We start from the raw sequence: 17,655 nt of genomic DNA on the forward strand, positions 1-17,655 counted from the left end.
ACCCTGGGCGCTGACGCACCCTTGGGCGGTGTCTCACCCCGGCCGGTGGCTCAGTCCCGGGTGGTGGCTCAACCGGCGAGCAGTACCTTCAGCGTCGACCCCAGATGGGCGCTGATCGCCGCACGGGCCGCCTCCGGGTCCCCGGAGGCCACCGCGTCCAGGATCGCCCGGTGCTCGCCGAGCACCTCCTCCTGGCGGCCGGTCTGGGTGTAGAGGGCCACCACCCCGGCCCGGATCTGGCGGCTGCGCAGCCCGTCGTAGTGCCGGTTGAGGAGTTCATTGCCCACCGCGGCGATCATGGTCGCGTGGAAGAGGTGGTCGACGGCGATGAACTCCTTGGCCTGCTCCGGCCCCATCAGCTCGCGCTGCCGCTCCAGCAGCTCCGTCAGCTTCTCGACCGGCACCGTGCCCGCCTCGATGGTCCGCTCGGCGGCATGGCGCTCCACGATCCCGCGCAGCTCCATCAGCTCGGTGATCTCCCGGCCGGAGAGCGGGGCGATATGCGCACCCCGCTTGGGGACCAGCTGGACCAGATCCTCGGCCGCCAGCAGGAGCAGGGCCTCGCGGATCGGGGTCCGCGAGATGCCGATCCGGTCGGCGATCTCCTGCTCGGTGAGGAACCTGCCCTGCATGTCGGGATCGGTCAGCACGGTCTCCTTGAGGAACTCGTACGCCTTTTCTCGTCCGGACTGCGCTGGCACTGGGCCCCCATGCTGCTTCGCATACAACTCGTATACGAAAATTATCATGGACCGGCGGCAGCGTCGGGGAGGTCGGGTATCCAGGAGCCGTGGATGCCCGCCGGGACGCGGTGGGGCAGCTCCACGGTGGCCACGGGGGCGGCCGTGATGTCCCGGGCGTCCAGGACGATCAGCTCGGAGGCGGCACGGCGGAGATCGCTGACGATGGTCAGCAGATAGCCGTCGTCCTCGCTCCCTCCACCGTCCCCGGACGCCTCGCCCGGGTGTCCGTCAGTGCTCCCGGCTGCGGGCACGAACACGGCCTCCCCGGGCATCCGGCCCGGTCCGGCCGGCGCTGTCTGCCGGGCCCCGGTGGCCGCGTCGTACTTGACCAGTGCGTACTCCTCCAGTCCGCTCCCGGGGAAGGCGACGGCGTAGGCATAGCGGCTGGGCCGCCCCAGCACGCTGTCGTTGATCGTGGGGAACTCGGTGACCAGGTCGTCCAGCGGCTCCTCCCACGCGCTGCCCGAGGCGGGGTCGAGGATCCAGCGGTGGTGCAGGGAGCCGACCAGCGGAACGGCGGCGTGGCCCGGGGCGCCGGTCCACCACTTCCAGGAGGTCTCCCAGGCGGTGCGGTCATAGCGCGGCCCCTCGATGACGACGCGGCCCGCCGGATCCTCATAGGCGTTGGCGATGTGCAGCAGGGCGCCGGGCTCCACCTCGCACCAGGTGACTCGGGGCGGCCCGGTGCGCGGCATGATCCCGATGCGCGGCCGGTAGCCGTCGGACCAGCGGTAGGGGATCCCGGACCGCTCGGCGGGGTCGAAGACGACCGGCAGATCCAGCCACACCACATGGCGCTCGGTCAGCCCGAAGTCGTGCATCAGCGAGGGCCCCGCGCCCTTTATGGTCTCCTCGCGCACGATATGGCCGTCGCGGGACGCCACGTAGTAGACGAGGTGGGGCGGTAACGGGGAGTACGAGAAGAAGTGCAGCTCCCCGGTGACCGGATCCTCCTTGGGGTGTGCCGTCATGGCCCGGTTCAGCTTTCCGCCGAAGTCATAGGCGCCGACGGTGGCCAGCTCGGGGGTCAACTCATAGGGGAGGTTGGCCTCCTGGAGGGCCAGGATGCGGCCCGCGTGCTCGATCACATGGGTGCCGGCGACGCTTGCGGCGAGATCCTCCGCGCCGTCCGCACCCCCGTCACCCGCGGCCGCGCCCTCGCCGCCCGCGGCCGCCGCCTTGGCGTCGTGGAGGGCCGGTGTGCGCACCCAGCGGTTGCGGTACCACTCCGCTCTTCCCTCGCACAGCCGGAGCCCGTGGACCATGCCGCTGCCCTTGAACCAGTGCGAGGGCACCACTCCGGGCGGGGGATTGTGGCCGTTGCGCAGATAGCGGCCGGTCAGCTCGGGAGGCAGGGAGCCGTGCACGGTGAGGCCCCAGATGGTGGACTCCAGCCCCACCGGGGCGTAATGGCCGCTGAGATAGGGCGGCTTGGCGGGCTTGGCGGGCTTGGCGGGGTTGGCTGATGCGTTGAAGAACCGGTCGCTCATCGCGTGCCCTCCTCGCCGCTCCGGCGGGTGTCCTCGTCCGCGACCAGGACCACCTTTCCGGCGACCGTGCCGGACTCGGCCAGCCGCATCGCCTTCGCGGCGTCGGAAAGCGGGATCCTCGCCGCCACCAGTGCGGTGAACTCGCCCTTCGCCATCAGCTCCAGCACCTGCCCCAGGTCGGCGCGGATCCGCCCCTGGAAGGCGGCCAGGCGCCGCCGCCCGGCCCAGAGGTTGTAGAAGTGCGCCCGCCGTCCGTTCGGCAGCAGGTTCCACAGGGTCAGCCGGGCGAGCAGCTTGAGCACCGGGGCCTTGGACGAGCCGGGGACGTCCCGGGTGGCCGCCGTGCCGTAGGAGACCAGCGTGCCGCCGCGGGCGAGCAGCCGGAAGGAGTCCACGATGCCCTCGCCGCCGATGTGGTCGAAGACCGCGTCGACCCCGCCCGGCGCCAATGCCCGCACCCGGGCGGGCAGATCCGGATCGCGGTAGTCGAGCGGGGTGGCGCCGAGCGCGTGCACCGCGTCGTGATGGCGGGGCGAGGCGGTGCCGATGACCTTGATGCCCGAGTGGCGGGCGAGCTGGACCAGGGTGGTGCCCACCCCGCCGTTGGCCCCGTGGACCAGCACGGTCATCCCGGGGCGCACCTTGGCCACGCGGTGGAGCATCTGCCAGGCCGTGATCCCGTTGACCACCACGGTCTCGGCCTCCGCCGCGTCCACCCCCTCGGGGACCGCCACCAGATCGCCCGCGCCGACGAGGGCGTGACTGGCCCAGCCGCCGATCTTCGTGAGCGCCGCGAACCGGCGCCCGCGCAGGGCCTGATCCACCCCGGGGCCGGTCGAGACCACCGTGCCCACCAGGTCATAGCCGGGCACGAAGGGGAACGGCGGCTGGTCGTAGTACTTCCCGCGGCGCATCTGCTGCTCCGCGAAGGAGACGCCCGACGCCTCGACGGCCACCAGCGCCTGCCCGGGACCGGGCTCGGGCAGCGGGCGGGTGCGGAGCTCGAGCCCTTCGGGCTCCACCTGACCCGGCAGAACGACCTCGGTGATCATGGCTGACCTCATTTCGGTGTGAGGTGTTCTCGCTGTTGTGAGAACTTCTAACCAAACAATGAACCTGTTACTCTCGAGGTGTCAAGCCCGAATTCGAAGACCCGCACGGGAGGCGCGTCCATGGCGACAGCACGGCGAGAGCGCTACCGCAAACAGACCCGGGAGGAGGCCAAGGCCGTGGCCCTGGCCCAGCTGGCCGAGTCGGGCACGGCGGGCATCTCGGTGAACGCCATCGCGAAGGCGATGGGGATGACCGGCCCCGCGCTCTACCGCTATTTCGCGAGCCGGGACGAGCTGCTGACCGAGCTGATCACCGACACCTACCGCGATCTGGCCGCAACCCTCGCCCAGGCCGTCGCCGACGCCGCCCCCGCCGACCGCTTCCGCGCCATGGCCCGCGCCCTGCGCGACTGGGCGAAGCGCCAGCCCGACCGCTATCTGCTCATCTACGGCACGCCGGTGCCCGGTTACCACGCGCCGCCGGAGACCGCCGAGATCGCGGCCGGGATGATGCGGACGATCTTCGACGCCTGCTCCGCCGTCGGCGATGCCGATGGCGGCGCCGCGCGCGGCGCCACCGCGAGCCACGGGCAGCAGCCCCTCACCGAGCTCGAGGCCGAGTTGGCGCGCCATCTCGAGGGCGTGGGCTCCTGGGTGCCCGGGGAGGAGCCCGGCGGTGAGCTGAAGGGCCGTGCGCTGCGCACCTGGACCCGGCTGCACGGCGTGATCAGCCTTGATGTGCAAGGCCAGTTCACGGGCATGGGCTTCGATCCGTCGGTCCTCTTCGAGGCCGAGATCGACGCCCTGGTGCGGGGCGGCTGAGGTGCCCCGGTCCGAGCTGCCCGCCCGGCGGGCCCGGCGCACACTGGAGGGACACCGGAGGGCGACGGGGAGCGGAGGCCGCGATGGAGCAGGGTGAGTTCGATGTGGTTGTGGAGATCCCGGAGGGGTCCCGCAACAAGTACGAGATGGACCATGAGACCGGCCGGATCCGGCTGGACCGCATGCTGTTCACCTCGACGAAGTACCCGGCCGACTACGGCTATGTCGACCACACCCTCGGCCGGGACGGCGATCCGCTGGACGCCCTCGTCACCGTCGCCGAGCCGACCTTCCCCGGCTGTGTGATCCTCTGCCGGGCCATCGGCATGTACTGCATGCGCGACGAGCAGGGCCCGGACGAGAAGATTCTCTGCGTCCCGGCCCATGACCCGCGCTACGTCGGCGTGCAGGACATCGACGACGTCCCCGAGTTCGACCGCAAGGAGATCACCCACTTCTTCGAGGTCTACAAGGACCTCGAGCCCGGCAAGTCCGTCGAGGGCTCCCACTGGGAGGGCCGCGACCGGGCCTACGCCGAGATAGCCGCCTCCCGCGCCCGCGCGGCCGAAACCGGCCGGTCCCAGAGCCCCTGAGCGAGACCGGCGGCGCCGGCCCTTGAGTCTGACCGGTGGCACCGGCCCTGAGCAGGGCCGACGCTCGGGGCGCCGCCTCGCGCGGCGTCGGCACCCCGCGGTCCGCCACGGCCACGTTCGCCAGCCGGTGCGTCACCAGGACCACGGCGCGGTCCTCCGCCATCCGACCCCTCGCCGGGCCGCTCGGCCGCCGGGTCCGGTGGTGGTTCCGGTGGCTGTTCCGCCTGGTCCGTGGTTCGAGACGTCACTAATCCCCCTGAGAGTGCCCGGGGTTCACGGCGAGGTCCACCGATCGTGGAGCGCGTCCGGTGGGTCACGCGGCCGGGAAAAGCGCTGGAGCCGCGCGCCGTTCGCGTGCTTCGATGCGCTGCATGGTGTCCATCGACCGACTGCTAGCCTTCGCGGCCATGTCCTTCCTGCTGATCGTGATCCCCGGTCCGAGCGTGCTCTTCGTGGTCGGCCGGGCGCTGGCCCAGGGCCGCCGAGCCGCGCTGACCACGGTCGTCGGCAATACGCTCGGGGCGTATGCGCTGGTCGTGGCCGTGGCACTGGGCGTCGGATCGGTGGTGGAGCGCTCGGTCCTCGTCTTCACCGCGCTGAAGCTGGTGGGTGCCGCGTATCTGGTGTACCTGGGGGTCAAGGCGGTGCGGCAGCGCCGCTCGCTGCAGGCCGCCTTCACCGGCGACGGCCCCGCCCACGGGGGCCTGCGGACGCTGTGGGAGGGGTTCGCGGTCGGTGTGGCCAACCCCAAGACGATCGTGTTCTTCGCCGCCGTACTGCCCCAGTTCGTCGACCGCGAGCAGGGGCATGTCGTGCCGCAGATGCTCCTGCTCGGGCTGGTCTTCAACGCCATCGCGGTGATCTCCGACAGCGTCTGGGGCCTGGCCGCGGCCACCGCCCGCACCTGGTTCGCCCGCTCCCCGCGGCGCCTTGCCATGGTCGGCGGCGTCGGCGGACTCTCCATGATCGGCCTCGGCGTCACCGTCGCCGCCACCGGCCGCGCTGACTAGCCGTATGGACTCCGTCCGGGTCAGGCCGCTGTGCCCCGCCGACCCCCCCCTCCGCCGAACGCGCCTCGGCCACCACCTTCCTCGAGGCCGACCGCCGCGCCAGGAGAGTGGGCGAACCCGAGCCCCGGCCCCGCCCGGCCGCCGCCTCCCGGCAGTGGATCGACCGGATGCGTCACTTCCTCATCGAGGACCCGGGCGGCTGCTGGGTCGCCGTGGACGAAGCCGAAGGCGACAACGGCGTCATCGGCTTCGCCATCTCCCAGAACCGCGGCCCGTTCTGGTTCCTCGCCACCTACGGTGTGCTCCCCGGGCACCAGGCCAAGGGCATCGGCCGACGCCTCATGGACGCCGCCCTGGCCCATGCCGACGGCCGCCAGGGCATGTTCTCCTCCACCGTCCACCCCGGGGCGACCCGGCGCTACCGCCTCGCCGGGTTCTCGCTCCACCCCCAGATGCGCATGGTCGGCACCGTCGACCGCGCCACCCTCCCCGCCATAACCGGCGTCCGCGAGGGGCGGGACGACGACATCGACTGGATGAACCACCTCGACCGGCGCCTGCGCGGGGCGGGCCACGGTCCCGACCACACCTATATGCGGGGCACCCTGCGGCTCGTCGTCTCCCGCGCCTACGGCAGACCGGGCTATGTCTACATCGACGACCGGGGCCGCGCCGCCCTCCTCGCCGCCGCCCAGCCGGCCACCGCCCAGGACCTGCTGTGGGAGGCCCTGGCCGCCTCCAGCGGCGACACCCTCGTCAACTGCATCACCCCGGCCAACGAATGGGCGGTCGACGTCGGCCTGGCCGCCCGCCTCGACATCGGCCAGGAGGGCTATCTGGCCCTGCGCGCCATGCCGCCCCCGGCGCCCTACCTGGCCAGCGGCCACTTCCTCTGACGTCACGTCCCGTCCGTCACGTCATGTCACGCCACGCGCCCCGCGTACGCGGGCAGTCGGGGATGAGGCATGCGCGCCGCGCATGGGGTGGGAGGCGCGCTGGGGGAGGGGGTGGGCGCTGCGCCGCATGGGGTAATTGGGGGGTGTATCTGTGGTGTTGACGGCGCGTCGCGCGCCTACTGGTGCTACAGACCGGTGGGTTTCACATCTGCCGGGGGACGGCGAGGCGCGCATCCCGCGTCGGACGCCATAAGAGCGCACCCCCAACCCCTGACGCGCCGCCACGTGCCGCGGTCACAGCCCCGCGTGGCGAGCAACGGCCCACCACTCCACCCCATAGGGCCATCATGGCTTCACCCACGATCACCCTGGTCACGGCGACCCCGAACCCCGCCGTGACCGGGCGGCCGGTCACGCTCACCGCCACCGTGATACCGGTCGGCGCCGCCGGGACGCCCACGGGCACCGTCACCTTCGTGGTCAGCGGCGGTCCCACCCTGAACGGGACGCTGTCCGGCGGGACCGCCTCGGTCACCGCGAGCGGTCTGGGCGTCGGCACCCACATCGTCACCGCCACGTACAACGGCGACGCCAGCTTCACCCCGTCCACCGGCACCACGGCCGTCGTCGTGCTCCAGGCGTCGACGACGACATCGGTGACATCGGTGCCGGACCCCTCGACGCCGGGGCAGCCGGTGACGTTCACCGCCACGGTCACCCCGGTCGCGCCCGCCACCGGGGTCCCGACCGGCACGGTCACCTTCGTGATCAGCGGCAGCGGGGGCGGTACGTTCACCCAGCCGCTGTCGGGCGGCATGGCGACGTTCACCACCAGCGGCCTGGGCGCGGGTTCGCACACCGTGACGGCCAACTACACCGACGGTGCGACCACCATCGCCGCCGAGCGGCCCGTGGACGCCTTCGGATTCGCCTTCCTCCCCGACCTGGAACTGCCGGAAGGCGAGTGGGACGTCAGCGCGGTCTACTCGGGCGACGCCAATTTCGGAGCCTCGGGCGTCTCCCAGTACACACAGATCGTCACCGGCGCCTAGGGGGGCGACGGATCTTGAGGCCTGCGGCGGGCCCACGCGGCGGAGCCGCATATCGACGCTGTCCCCTACCCGCCCCTCCCCTCAACTGGGGCTTCGCCCCGGACCCCGGGGTCTGGGGCGAAGCCCCTGGTAACGGGAAGGGGCCGGGAGGGGAGTCCACCGGACACCGTGTAGGCCACGACCACGACCACGATCACGACCTGATCGCACAGCACTGAGCCCCGCCACTGCCCGAGGGGGGCGGTGGCGGGGCCCAGCCATGCGGCGCCGAGGGACATCCTGGCGCATATTTGCCCTCTATGCGGGTAAATGCGAAGTGTGTCCGGCAAGACGCCACGATGGGGCACGCTCCTGCTGGCCGTCCTCGTCGCCCTGACGGCGGTGCTGCTCACCGCCGGGGGCGCCCATGCCGAAACGGATGTGAACAAGATCGGCAAGGCGCTGCGCAGCAGTCCCGTGTACGTCGATCCCGGCGCCTCCGACGCACTGAGCGCCGGACAGGCCCGCGCCCTCGTGGCACACATCCGCAAGGCGGACGTGCCGGTCTACGTGGCCGTTCTGCCGGACAACCCCGCGTACGGCGGTGAGCGCGTCTTCGGGCGGCTGCGCGCCGCCGTCGACCGCCCCGGCGTCTACGCGGTGGCGCTCGGCTCCTCCTTCGGGGCCGCCTCCGACACCTCGGTGCTGCCCGGACGCACCTCGCAGGCGCTGGCGGAGCGGAACCTGCGGCAGCACCCGCACGACCTCGCCGCGGTGCTGAACGGCTTCGTGACCGACACGGCCACCGCGATCCACGACCGGACCGGCCAGGGGAGCGACGGCGACCAGGGCGCGCGGGGCTCCACCTTGTCGGTGGGGGACGCGGTGGCGGTGCTGATCGTCCTGGCCGCCGTCGGCGGAAGCGGCCTGTACATGCTGCGGCGCACCCGCAAGCAGCGCCGCGAGCGCGAACGGGCCGAGCTGGAGCAGGTGCGCGGCGCGGTCGAGGAGGACATCACCGCGTACGGCGAGAGGCTCAGCGGGACCCGCTTCGACCCCGCCGACCCGGCCTCCACCCCGGAGATGGCGGACGACTACGGCCGCGCCCTGGACGCCTACGAGGAGGCGAAGGCCAGATCCGCCGCCGCCCGGCGGCCCGAGGACGTACGGCCGGTGACCGAGGCGCTGGAGGAGGGCCGCTTCGCGCTGGCGGTGCTCGAAGCCCGCCGCGAGGGCGGCCCGCTGCCCGAGCGGCGCCCTCCGTGCTTCTTCGACCCGCGCCACGGCCCCTCGGTCCGGGACGTTCCATGGGCACCCCCGGGCGGCACCCAGCGCTCCGTACCCGCCTGCGCCGCGGACGCCACCCGCATCGACGACGGCCGCTACCCGGAGGCCCGCACCGTTCCGGTCGGCGGCGACCGGCGCCGGCCGTACTGGGACGCCGGTCCGGCCTACGGGCCCTGGGCGAGCGGCTACTTCGGCGGCTACGGCTCGATGCTGCTGCCCGGTCTGCTGGTCGGCACCCTGCTGGGCGGGTCCCTCGGCCCCGACTACGGGACCGGTGCGTTCGACGGTGGCTTCGGCGACGGCGGCGACGGCGGGAACGGCGGCGACTCCGGCGGTGGCTTCGACGGCGGCGGTTTCGGCGGTGGCTTCGGCGACGGCGGTGGCTTCGGGGGAGGCTTCGGCGACGGCTGACCCTCGCACCGACGACACACGGCACGGAGGCAACCCGGCACCCGCCCCGTGCGCGGTGCGTACGCGGTGCCCTGACCACGGCGAACGCGCGCCGCACGAGGCGGATGGTGTGCGCGGGGAAGGCCGTCGAGCGCTGCGCTATCCGGGGTAATTCCGCGGCACGACTCTGGCGGCCGGCGGCGAGTCGCGCGCCTACTGGTGCTACAGACCGGTGGGTTCCACATCTGCCGGGGGACGGCGACGCGGGATGCCCCCGCGTGGACCGCCGTATGCGCGCACCCCCTGACCGTCGATGCGCCGCCGCGCCTCGTTCCCGCAAGCGCGGCGAGTAACGGCCCACCACCCCACACCACTTGGAGGGCCACCCATGGCTACGCCCACGATCACCCTGGTCACGGTCTCACCCAACCCCGCCACCTTCGGACAGTCGGTCACGCTCACCGCCACCGTGATCCCGCTCGGCACCGGAACCCCCACCGGCGACGTCACCTTCGTCGTCACGGGCGGCCCCACCCTGACCGGGACCCTGTCGGGCGGTACGACCTCGGTCACCGTCCCCAACCTGAGCGTCGGCGCCCACGCCGTCCTCGGCAACTACAACGGTGACACCAACTTCTCGCCGTCCACCGGCGCCAACGCCATCGTCGTCGTCCAGTCGGCCACCACCACATCGGTGTCCTCGTCGCCGGATCCGTCCACGCAAGGGGAGTCGGTGACGTTCACCGCCACCGTCACCCCGGTCGCACCCGGCGCGGGCGTCCCGTCCGGGACGGTCACCTTCATCATCGGCGGCCTCGGTGGCGGCGCCTTCGTCCAGCCACTGTCGGCGGGCACCGCGACGCTGTCCCTCAACACCCTGGGCGTCGGCACCCACCCCGTGATCGCCCTCTACAACGGCGACACCAGCTTCCTGCCGTCCTCCGGCACCGACACCCAGACCGTCAACCCGGCGGCATGACCCCTCCGCACACCACCGAGCCCCAGCCCCCGCCCATCGGGGCGGTGGCGGGGGCTCGGACGGAGCCGGAAGGGCTCACAGCGCGCGCACGGCTCACACGTCGAAGTAGAGCTCGAACTCGTGCGGGTGCGGACGCAGCTGGAGCGGGGCGATCTCGTTGGTGCGCTTGTAGTCGATCCAGGTCTCGATCAGGTCGGAGGTGAAGACACCGCCCTGGAGGAGGAACTCGTGGTCGGCCTCGAGGGAGTCGAGGACGGCCGGGAGGGAGGTCGGGACCTGCGGGACGCCCGCGTGCTCCTCGGGGGCGAGCTCGTAGAGGTCCTTGTCGATCGGCTCGGCCGGCTCGATCTTGTTCTTGATGCCGTCCAGACCCGCGAGGAGCAGGGCGGAGAAGGCCAGGTACGGGTTGCCGGAGGAGTCCGGGGCGCGGAACTCGACGCGCTTGGCCTTCGGGTTGGAGCCGGTGATCGGGATACGCATCGCGGCGGAGCGGTTACGCTGCGAGTACACCAGGTTGACCGGCGCCTCGAAGCCCGGGACCAGGCGGTGGTAGGAGTTCACCGTCGGGTTGGTGAAGGCCAGCAGCGACGGGGCGTGCTTGAGGATGCCGCCGATGTAGTAGCGGGCGGTGTCCGACAGGCCCGCGTAGCCCTGCTCGTCGTAGAAGAGCGGGGAGCCGCCCTGCCACAGCGACTGGTGGACGTGCATGCCCGAGCCGTTGTCACCGAAGATCGGCTTCGGCATGAAGGTCGCGGTCTTGCCGTTCTGCCACGCCACGTTCTTGACGATGTACTTGAACAGCATCAGGTCGTCGGCCGCGGCCAGCAGCGTGTTGAACTTGTAGTTGATCTCGGCCTGGCCGGCGGTGCCCACCTCGTGGTGCTGGCGCTCGACCTGGAGGCCGGACTTGTTCAGCTCGAGGCTGATCTCGGCGCGCAGGTCGGCGAAGTGGTCGACCGGCGGGGTCGGGAAGTAGCCGCCCTTGTAGCGGACCTTGTAGCCACGGTTGTCCTGAAGCGCGCCGGTGTTCCAGGCGCCCGCCTCGGAGTCGATGTGGTAGAAGGCCTCGTTCGCCTTGGTCTCGAAGCGGACGCTGTCGAAGACGTAGAACTCCGCCTCCGGACCGAAGTACGCGGTGTCCGCGATGCCGGTGGAGGCGAGGTACGCCTCGGCCTTACGGGCGATGTTCCGCGGGTCACGGCTGTACTGCTCGCCCGTGATCGGGTCGTGGATGAAGAAGTTGATGTTGAGGGTCTTGTCCCGGCGGAACGGGTCGACACGCGCCGTGGAGAGGTCGGCACGCAGGGCCATGTCCGACTCGTGGATCGCCTGGAAGCCGCGGATCGACGAGCCGTCGAAGGCCAGCTCCTCGTTCGGGTCGAACGCCTCCGCCGGTACGGTGAAGTGCTGCATGACGCCGGGAAGGTCACAGAAGCGGACGTCGACGAACTTCACGTCCTCGTCCGAGATGAACTTCCGAGCGTCGTCGGCGTTCTGGAACATCCAACTCCTCCTAGCCCGGCCGCGGTGGGACGGGGATATGTCCGGTGGCGCGATTCCATGTGCGGTGGCGCGCTCGCGACGACCATAGGCAGACGGGATTTCCCGGGCATGACCCATTTGTTTCACCCAGGTTAACCGGCCAGAGGGTGGTTGCGGGGACCTTGTGGCCTCGGAAAAGGCGCCGTACGGGGTCGCGGGAACCGCTGGGAAGGGGTCCGGCCGGGGGAACGTATGCGGTCGCAGTAACGTAGACGGGTGGACAAGAGGCAAGCAATCGGATCGTGGCTTTCCGGGCCCCGCGCGGCCGCCGAGGAGATGGGCGTCGACTTCGGCTACCGGGGCGAGGGCCTCGGTCTCCCCGAGAGCGGACCGGGCTCCATCGCGCCGCTGGGACGCCGTTTCGGGGCGCTCTTCATCGACTGGGGCCTGTGCCTGCTCGTCTCCTACGCGCTGCTCTCCGGCCGTAACGCCCAGGTCGCCGGGAACTGGGCGCTGCTGGTCTTCCTGGCGCTGAGCCTGGTCACCGTGGGCACCGTCGGCGCCACCCCCGGCAAGCTGCTGCTGAAGCTGCGGGTCGTCGGCGAGGGCGGGGTGCGGCTGAGCCTGCCGCGGGCCGTGCTGCGCGGTGTGCTGCTGGTGCTGGTCATCCCGGCGGTGGTCTGGGACCGCGACACCCGCGGGCTGCACGACCGGCTCTCCCGCGCGGTGCAGATCAGGGTCTGAGCCCGCCGTACGGACCAGGGCTGAGCCCGCGGATTGCGTACAACGGCGTTACGCGCAGGCGACGGCGGCACACGCGAAACGGCGGCCCGGACTCTCTGTCCGTGCCGCCGTCTCGCGTCCGTTTTGGTGAGGGGGGCGCTCAGCGCCCCTTCGGCATCCGCATCCCCTTGGGCATCGGGCCCTTTGGAATCGGCATGTTGCTCATCAGGTCGCCCAGCGCGCGCAGCCGGTCGTTCACCACTGTGACCTGCGCGCCCGGCAGCACCCGGGGGAGCTTCAGCAGCGTGGTGCGGAGCTTCTTGATGTCGACCTGGCCCTCGCCGGAGCCGACGATCACATCGTGGACCGGGACCTCCGCGACGATGCGCGCCATCTTCTTCTTCTCGGCGGCCAGCATGCCCTTGAGCCGGTTCGGGTTGCCCTCGGCGACCAGCACGACGCCCGCCTTGCCCACCGCGCGGTGGATGACGTCCTGGTTGCGGTTCATCGCCACCGCGGGGGTCACCGACCAGCCGCGGCCCACGTTCTCCAGCACCGCGGCCGCCGCGCCCGGCTGACCCTCCATCTGTCCGAAGGCGGCCCGCTCGGCACGGCGGCCGAAAATGATCGCCATCGCGAGGAAGGCCAGGACGAAGCCCAGGATGCCCAGGAAGATCGGGTGGCCGATCCAGAAGCCGATCGCGAGAAGGACACCGAAGGTGACAATCCCCACGCCGGCGACGACAAGTGTGACCTTCGGGTCGACCCGCTTGGTCATCTTGTAGGTCAGGGCGATCTGCTTCAGCCGCCCGGGGTTCTCGGATGTTTCCTTCCTCGCCATACAGCGAAGTTTACGTGGCCTGGGAAGCCCCGGTGGACACGGCCTCCAGCACGTGTTCCGCCTCGTCCCGGTCCTTGGCCCGGCGCCGGTCCTCGAGCACGGCCGTCCAGGCGTTGCGGCGGGCGGTGCGCTGCCCGCCGCGCAGCAGCAGACCCTCCAGGACGAGGAGTGCGTCGGTGACGGACGGGCGTACGGGCGCAGCCGGCATGGATACCCCTCGGAAGCGGCGGATGATTGCTACGCACTACGTATAAGCAGTACGTGGCTCAATCGTTACCCAATGGTGTTACCAGTGCGTGACTGGCCGGTCAAACACCGATGAAGCCCTGCTGCGGCCCGCATTTCGCCCCTGACCTGCGGCGTTCTCAAGGCCCTCGAATCTGTGTGTGCTCGCAATCACACAGCGTGTTGCTCACACGGCCGACCGCCGACGGAATGTGACGGCGGAGCGACGACGGAGAGTCAGCCGGCCTGAGAAGTCACCGCGACATTGCGCCGCTCGATGGCCTGCTGGTACAGACGGCCGGCGCGGTACGAGGAGCGGACCAGCGGGCCGGACATGACACCGGCGTAACCGATCTCGTCCGCCTCCTCCTTGAGCTCCACGAACTCATGGGGCTTGACCCAGCGCTCCACGGGGTGGTGGCGCGGGGACGGCCGCAGGTACTGGGTGATGGTGATCAGCTCGCAGCCCGCGTCATGGAGGTCCTGGAGCGCCTGGCTGATCTCCTCGCGCTCCTCGCCCATGCCAAGGATCAGGTTGGACTTGGTGACCAGACCCGCCTCGCGCGCCTTGGTGATCACCTCGAGCGAGCGCTCGTAACGGAAGCCCGGGCGGATGCGCTTGAAGATCCGCGGCACCGTCTCGACGTTGTGCGCGAGCACCTCGGGACGGGCCGAGAAGACCTCGGCGAGCTGCTCGGGGACCGCGTTGAAGTCCGGGATCAGCAGCTCCACACCGGTGCCCGGCATCAGGGAGTGGATCTGGCGCACGGTCTCCGCGTAGAGCCAGGCGCCGCCGTCCTCCAGATCGTCACGGGCCACGCCGGTGATGGTGGCGTACCTCAGCTCCATGGTGCGTACGGATTCGGCCACCCGGCGCGGCTCGTCGCGGTCCAGCGCCTGCGGCTTGCCGGTGTCGATCTGGCAGAAGTCGCAGCGCCGGGTGCACTGGTCGCCGCCGATGAGGAAGGTCGCCTCGCGGTCCTCCCAGCACTCATAGATGTTCGGACAGCCCGCCTCCTGGCACACGGTGTGCAGGCCTTCCCGCTTCACCAGGCCGTGCAGCTCGGTGTACTCGGGGCCCATCTTCGCCCGGGTCTTGATCCACTCGGGCTTGCGCTCGATGGGGGTCTGGCTGTTCCGGACCTCCAGGCGCAGCATCTTGCGCCCGTCGGGTGCGACTGCGGACACGTCCGGCACTCCTCTTTGCTTGACTCTGCTTGGCGGCTCGGCGCGGCGAGTTCGCCGGCGGGCTTTCGAATCGTCGGCGGTCACCAGGGTACGCCCGTGGTTCGTACGGATTTACGTCCAGGGCAACCGAACGCCGCGAGGACGCATTCCCGCAAGGGCCGGGAGGACCCGGGACGGTCAGACCGCGCGCGGCAGCGGGACGGAGTCCTCCAGGACGTCCCGCAGATGCCGCTCGACCACCGGCAGCACCTCGGCGATCGGCACATCCCGGCCCAGCTCCTCCGAGAGCGAGGTCACACCCGCGTCCCGGATGCCGCACGGCACGATCCGGTCGAACCAGGTGTTGTCCGGATTGCAGTTGAGCGAGAAGCCGTGCATCGTCACGCCCTTGGCGATCCGCACCCCGATGGCGGCCAGCTTGCGGTCCTCGCGGCGCTGCCCGGCGTTGGACGGGGCGTACTCCGGCCCGTTCAGCCGTGCGTCGAACTCCTCGTCCTCCAGCCGCGGGTCGAAGTCCAGCTTCAGCCCGCCGAGCCCGGGGCGCTGGTCCACCGGGTCGCCCAGCACCCACACCCCGCTGCGGCCCTCCACCCGGGTGGTCTCCAGACCGAACTCCGCACAGGTGCGCAGCAGCGCGTCCTCCAGGCGGCGGACATGCGCGATGACGTCCACCGGGCGCGGCAGCTTGAGGATCGGATAGCCGACCAGCTGGCCCGGGCCATGCCAGGTGATCTTGCCGCCGCGGTCCACGTCCACGACCGGGGTGCCGTCCAGGGGTCGCTCGCTGTCGGCCGTGCGCCGCCCCGCCGTGTAGACCGGGGGGTGCTCCAGCAGCAGGCAGGTGTCGGGGATCTCGTCCGCGAAGCGGGCGGCGTGCACCCGGCGCTGCTCCTGCCACGCCTCCTCGTAGTCCACGGCGTCCGCGCCGAAGCCCAGGTGGACGTAGGCAAGCGCCGATGAACCGGGGGCGCACCCCGGGGAAGACGTGGTCACGGCGGTCACGGCAAGCTCCTTCTCGACCCGCGTCGGATGGGGTGGCGGAGCCTCGCGGCGGCGCCCCCGCCACTGTACGACCGTGTCCCCTTACGTCCGCACCCGGCTCGTTCTCACACGATCGGATGAATGGAGCCGGAGGGCCGCGATCAGCCCTCGAGCGACGGTTACATTCGCGCCGTTCCACAGAGCGATCAGGGAGACCGGCAGGCTGATGACGGAACGACCCCCGCAGCGCATTCCCAATCGTCAGCTCGCCGCGCTCATCGCAGAGGCGGGCTTCTCCAACGCCGGGCTCGCCCGGCGGGTGGACCAGCTCGGACTGGAGCACGGCCTGGACCTGCGGTACGACAAGACATCGGTGACACGGTGGCTGCGCGGACAGCAGCCGCGCGGCACCACCCCGGCGCTGATCGCCGAGGTGTTCACCCGGCGGCTGGGACGCCGGCTGACCGCCCAGGACCTGGGCCTGGACGCGTGTGCGCCCGTCTACGCGGGGCTGGAGTTCGCCGCCACCCCGCAGGAGGCGGTGGACATCGTCAGCGGGCTGTGGCGCAAGGACTCCGGGAGCCATGCGGAGCTGCGGAAGATCGCGTTCACCCCGGCGGGTCTCGTCGTCCCCAGCCGCGACTGGCTGATCGGACGGCCCGACGACCGGGTGGCGCGCGGCGATCCACCGGCGGGGGCCGCTCCGGCGGGGGCGGCGGTGGGCGCCGGGGCCGGCCCGGGAGCCGGTGCCGCCGGGGCGGCCGGGGTCGGGCGGCTGCCCGCACAGGGCGGCCGGGCGGGCGGCCCGGTGGGCGGCCCCGCGGGGGCGGCAGTGGGGCGCGCCGTCGGTCAGGGCGCCCAGGGACCTCACGGTCCGCATGGCACCCATGGCACCCATGGCCCGCACGGCGCCCATGGCGCCCACGGCCCGCAAGGCCGGGCGCCGCTGCCCCGCCAGCGGCGCCACGACCGCGACCGGCGCGGGCCGGGCTACCGGGTGACCTCCGGCGACATCGCGGCCCTGTGCTCGGTCGGGGAGCTGTTCGCGGCGCTGGACCAGACGTACGGCGGCGGCCACGCCCGGCAGGCCCTGGTGCGCTATCTGGAGCACGAGGGCGAGCCCATGCTGCGCGGCTCGTACAACGAGGCGACCGGGCGGCGGCTGTTCGGCGCGATCGCCGATCTGACCCGGCTCGCCGGATGGACCTCGTTCGACATCGCCGCCCACGGCCTGGCGCAGCGCTACTTCGTCCAGGCGCTGCGGCTGGCGCAGGCGGCCGGGGACCGCACATACGGCAGCTATGTGCTGGTGACGATGAGCCGCCAGGCCGTCTACCTCGGCCATGGGCGGGAGGCCGTACAGCTGGCCCGGGTGGCCCAGCAGGGGGTCGGCGGCGGAGCCCCGCCGGTGCTCCAGTCGCTGCTGCACGCGATCGAGGCGCGCGGCCACGGCGTGCTGGGCGAGGTGCGCGCGTGCACCGCCTCGCTCGCCCGCGCCGAGCGGTCGCTGGAGGCGGCCCGGCCGGGGGACGAGGTGCCGTACTGGGCGCGGCTGTTCGACGAGGCACAGCTGGCCGACGAATTCGGCCACTGCCACCGCGATCTGCAGCAGTACCGCGCCGCCGCCCAGCACGCGGAGCGCTCGCTCCAGCTCCACGGCGCCGGTTTCGTGCGCAGCCGGCTGTTCTGCCGGGTGGTGCTGGCGACGGCGCGGCTGGGCCTCGGCGAGCTGGAGCAGGCGTGCCAGCTGGGCGCGGAGGCGGCGCAGCAGGCGTCGGAGATGCGGTCGGTGCGGGCGGCGGAGTACGTACGGGACTTCGAGCGCCGCCTGGAGCCGTACCGCGACGCGGCGCCGGTACGGAGCTACCGGGTGCGGGTGGCGGCGCTGGGATAGGGGGCCTGCCCGCCGCCGCTCGGGCGAG

At 71.7% G+C, this 17,655-nt stretch carries 17 protein-coding genes; 9 read left to right on the forward strand and 8 right to left on the reverse strand.

The window, feature by feature from the left end:
• Positions 1-68: 68 nt before the first annotated feature.
• The 3 genes from LIV37_RS35855 to LIV37_RS35865 are packed head-to-tail and all read right to left on the reverse strand — an operon-like array spanning position 69 to position 3,285.
• Complete coding sequence (locus tag LIV37_RS35855; protein ID WP_121824108.1) at positions 69-749, reverse strand: GntR family transcriptional regulator; 681 nt, start codon at positions 747-749, stop codon at positions 69-71.
• Entirely contained in the window at positions 746-2,233 is a 1,488-nt protein-coding gene (locus LIV37_RS35860) for a carotenoid oxygenase family protein (RefSeq protein WP_020871962.1), read from the reverse strand. The genes LIV37_RS35855 and LIV37_RS35860 overlap by 4 nt, the downstream gene beginning before the upstream one ends.
• Entirely contained in the window at positions 2,230-3,285 is a 1,056-nt protein-coding gene (locus tag LIV37_RS35865) for a medium chain dehydrogenase/reductase family protein (RefSeq protein WP_020871963.1), read from the reverse strand. The genes LIV37_RS35860 and LIV37_RS35865 overlap by 4 nt, the downstream gene beginning before the upstream one ends.
• A 120-nt stretch (positions 3,286-3,405) precedes the next feature.
• On the opposite strand from LIV37_RS35865, the gene LIV37_RS35870 reads away from it, so the two are divergent.
• The 7 genes from LIV37_RS35870 (at position 3,406) to LIV37_RS35900 (ending at position 10,293) form a co-directional block, all read left to right on the forward strand.
• Positions 3,406-4,107, forward strand: a complete 702-nt coding sequence (locus LIV37_RS35870) for a TetR/AcrR family transcriptional regulator (protein ID WP_020871964.1) — start codon at positions 3,406-3,408, stop codon at positions 4,105-4,107.
• 83 nt (positions 4,108-4,190) lie between these two features.
• Positions 4,191-4,700 carry an inorganic diphosphatase gene (locus LIV37_RS35875; RefSeq protein WP_020871965.1) on the forward strand — a complete coding sequence of 170 codons (510 nt, stop codon included), beginning with the start codon at positions 4,191-4,193 and terminating at the stop codon, positions 4,698-4,700.
• A gap of 371 nt (positions 4,701-5,071) precedes the next feature.
• Complete coding sequence (locus tag LIV37_RS35880; protein ID WP_020871966.1) at positions 5,072-5,710, forward strand: LysE family translocator; 639 nt, start codon at positions 5,072-5,074, stop codon at positions 5,708-5,710.
• A gap of 107 nt (positions 5,711-5,817) precedes the next feature.
• The gene (locus tag LIV37_RS35885) at positions 5,818-6,606 is read left to right on the forward strand and encodes a GNAT family N-acetyltransferase (protein WP_121824107.1); all 789 of its coding nucleotides are present in this window, start codon (positions 5,818-5,820) and stop codon (positions 6,604-6,606) included.
• A gap of 347 nt (positions 6,607-6,953) precedes the next feature.
• Positions 6,954-7,658 carry an Ig-like domain-containing protein gene (locus tag LIV37_RS35890; protein ID WP_121824106.1) on the forward strand — a complete coding sequence of 235 codons (705 nt, stop codon included), beginning with the start codon at positions 6,954-6,956 and terminating at the stop codon, positions 7,656-7,658.
• Between the two features lie 309 nt (positions 7,659-7,967).
• The gene (locus tag LIV37_RS35895) at positions 7,968-9,335 is read left to right on the forward strand and encodes a hypothetical protein (protein ID WP_020871968.1); all 1,368 of its coding nucleotides are present in this window, start codon (positions 7,968-7,970) and stop codon (positions 9,333-9,335) included.
• Positions 9,336-9,702: 367 nt separating this feature from the next.
• Positions 9,703-10,293, forward strand: coding sequence for an Ig-like domain-containing protein (locus LIV37_RS35900; RefSeq protein WP_158634861.1), 591 nt, complete (start codon positions 9,703-9,705; stop codon positions 10,291-10,293).
• A gap of 93 nt (positions 10,294-10,386) precedes the next feature.
• On the opposite strand, the gene glnA is transcribed toward LIV37_RS35900, so the two are convergent.
• Positions 10,387-11,796, reverse strand: coding sequence for a type I glutamate--ammonia ligase (glnA, locus tag LIV37_RS35905; RefSeq protein ID WP_020871969.1), 1,410 nt, complete (start codon positions 11,794-11,796; stop codon positions 10,387-10,389).
• A 255-nt stretch (positions 11,797-12,051) separates the two neighbouring features.
• Between glnA and LIV37_RS35910 the strand changes: the two genes are divergently transcribed.
• The gene (locus tag LIV37_RS35910) at positions 12,052-12,519 is read left to right on the forward strand and encodes an RDD family protein (RefSeq protein WP_121824104.1); all 468 of its coding nucleotides are present in this window, start codon (positions 12,052-12,054) and stop codon (positions 12,517-12,519) included.
• Positions 12,520-12,658: 139 nt separating this feature from the next.
• Here LIV37_RS35910 and LIV37_RS35915 read toward each other — a convergent pair whose 3' ends face one another.
• The 4 genes from LIV37_RS35915 to lipB form a co-directional block, all read right to left on the reverse strand.
• Entirely contained in the window at positions 12,659-13,339 is a 681-nt protein-coding gene (locus LIV37_RS35915) for a DUF4191 domain-containing protein (protein ID WP_020871971.1), read from the reverse strand.
• Between the two features lie 10 nt (positions 13,340-13,349).
• The gene (locus LIV37_RS35920) at positions 13,350-13,547 is read right to left on the reverse strand and encodes an SCO2195 family GlnR-regulated protein (protein WP_020871972.1); all 198 of its coding nucleotides are present in this window, start codon (positions 13,545-13,547) and stop codon (positions 13,350-13,352) included.
• 254 nt (positions 13,548-13,801) lie between these two features.
• Positions 13,802-14,752, reverse strand: coding sequence for a lipoyl synthase (lipA, locus tag LIV37_RS35925; RefSeq protein WP_020871973.1), 951 nt, complete (start codon positions 14,750-14,752; stop codon positions 13,802-13,804).
• Positions 14,753-14,929: 177 nt separating this feature from the next.
• Positions 14,930-15,754 (reverse strand): lipoyl(octanoyl) transferase LipB, encoded by an 825-nt coding sequence (gene lipB / locus LIV37_RS35930; protein ID WP_020871974.1) that lies wholly within the window; start codon positions 15,752-15,754, stop codon positions 14,930-14,932.
• Between the two features lie 205 nt (positions 15,755-15,959).
• Here lipB and LIV37_RS35935 point away from each other — a divergent pair, with 205 nt between their 5' ends.
• On the forward strand, positions 15,960-17,627 hold the full coding sequence (locus LIV37_RS35935; protein ID WP_121824103.1) for an NsdA family TPR-like regulatory protein: 1,668 nt from the start codon (positions 15,960-15,962) through the stop codon (positions 17,625-17,627).
• Positions 17,628-17,655: the final 28 nt, after the last annotated feature.

This window comes from Streptomyces rapamycinicus NRRL 5491 (genome assembly GCF_024298965.1).
Lineage (GTDB): Bacteria > Actinomycetota > Actinomycetes > Streptomycetales > Streptomycetaceae > Streptomyces > Streptomyces rapamycinicus.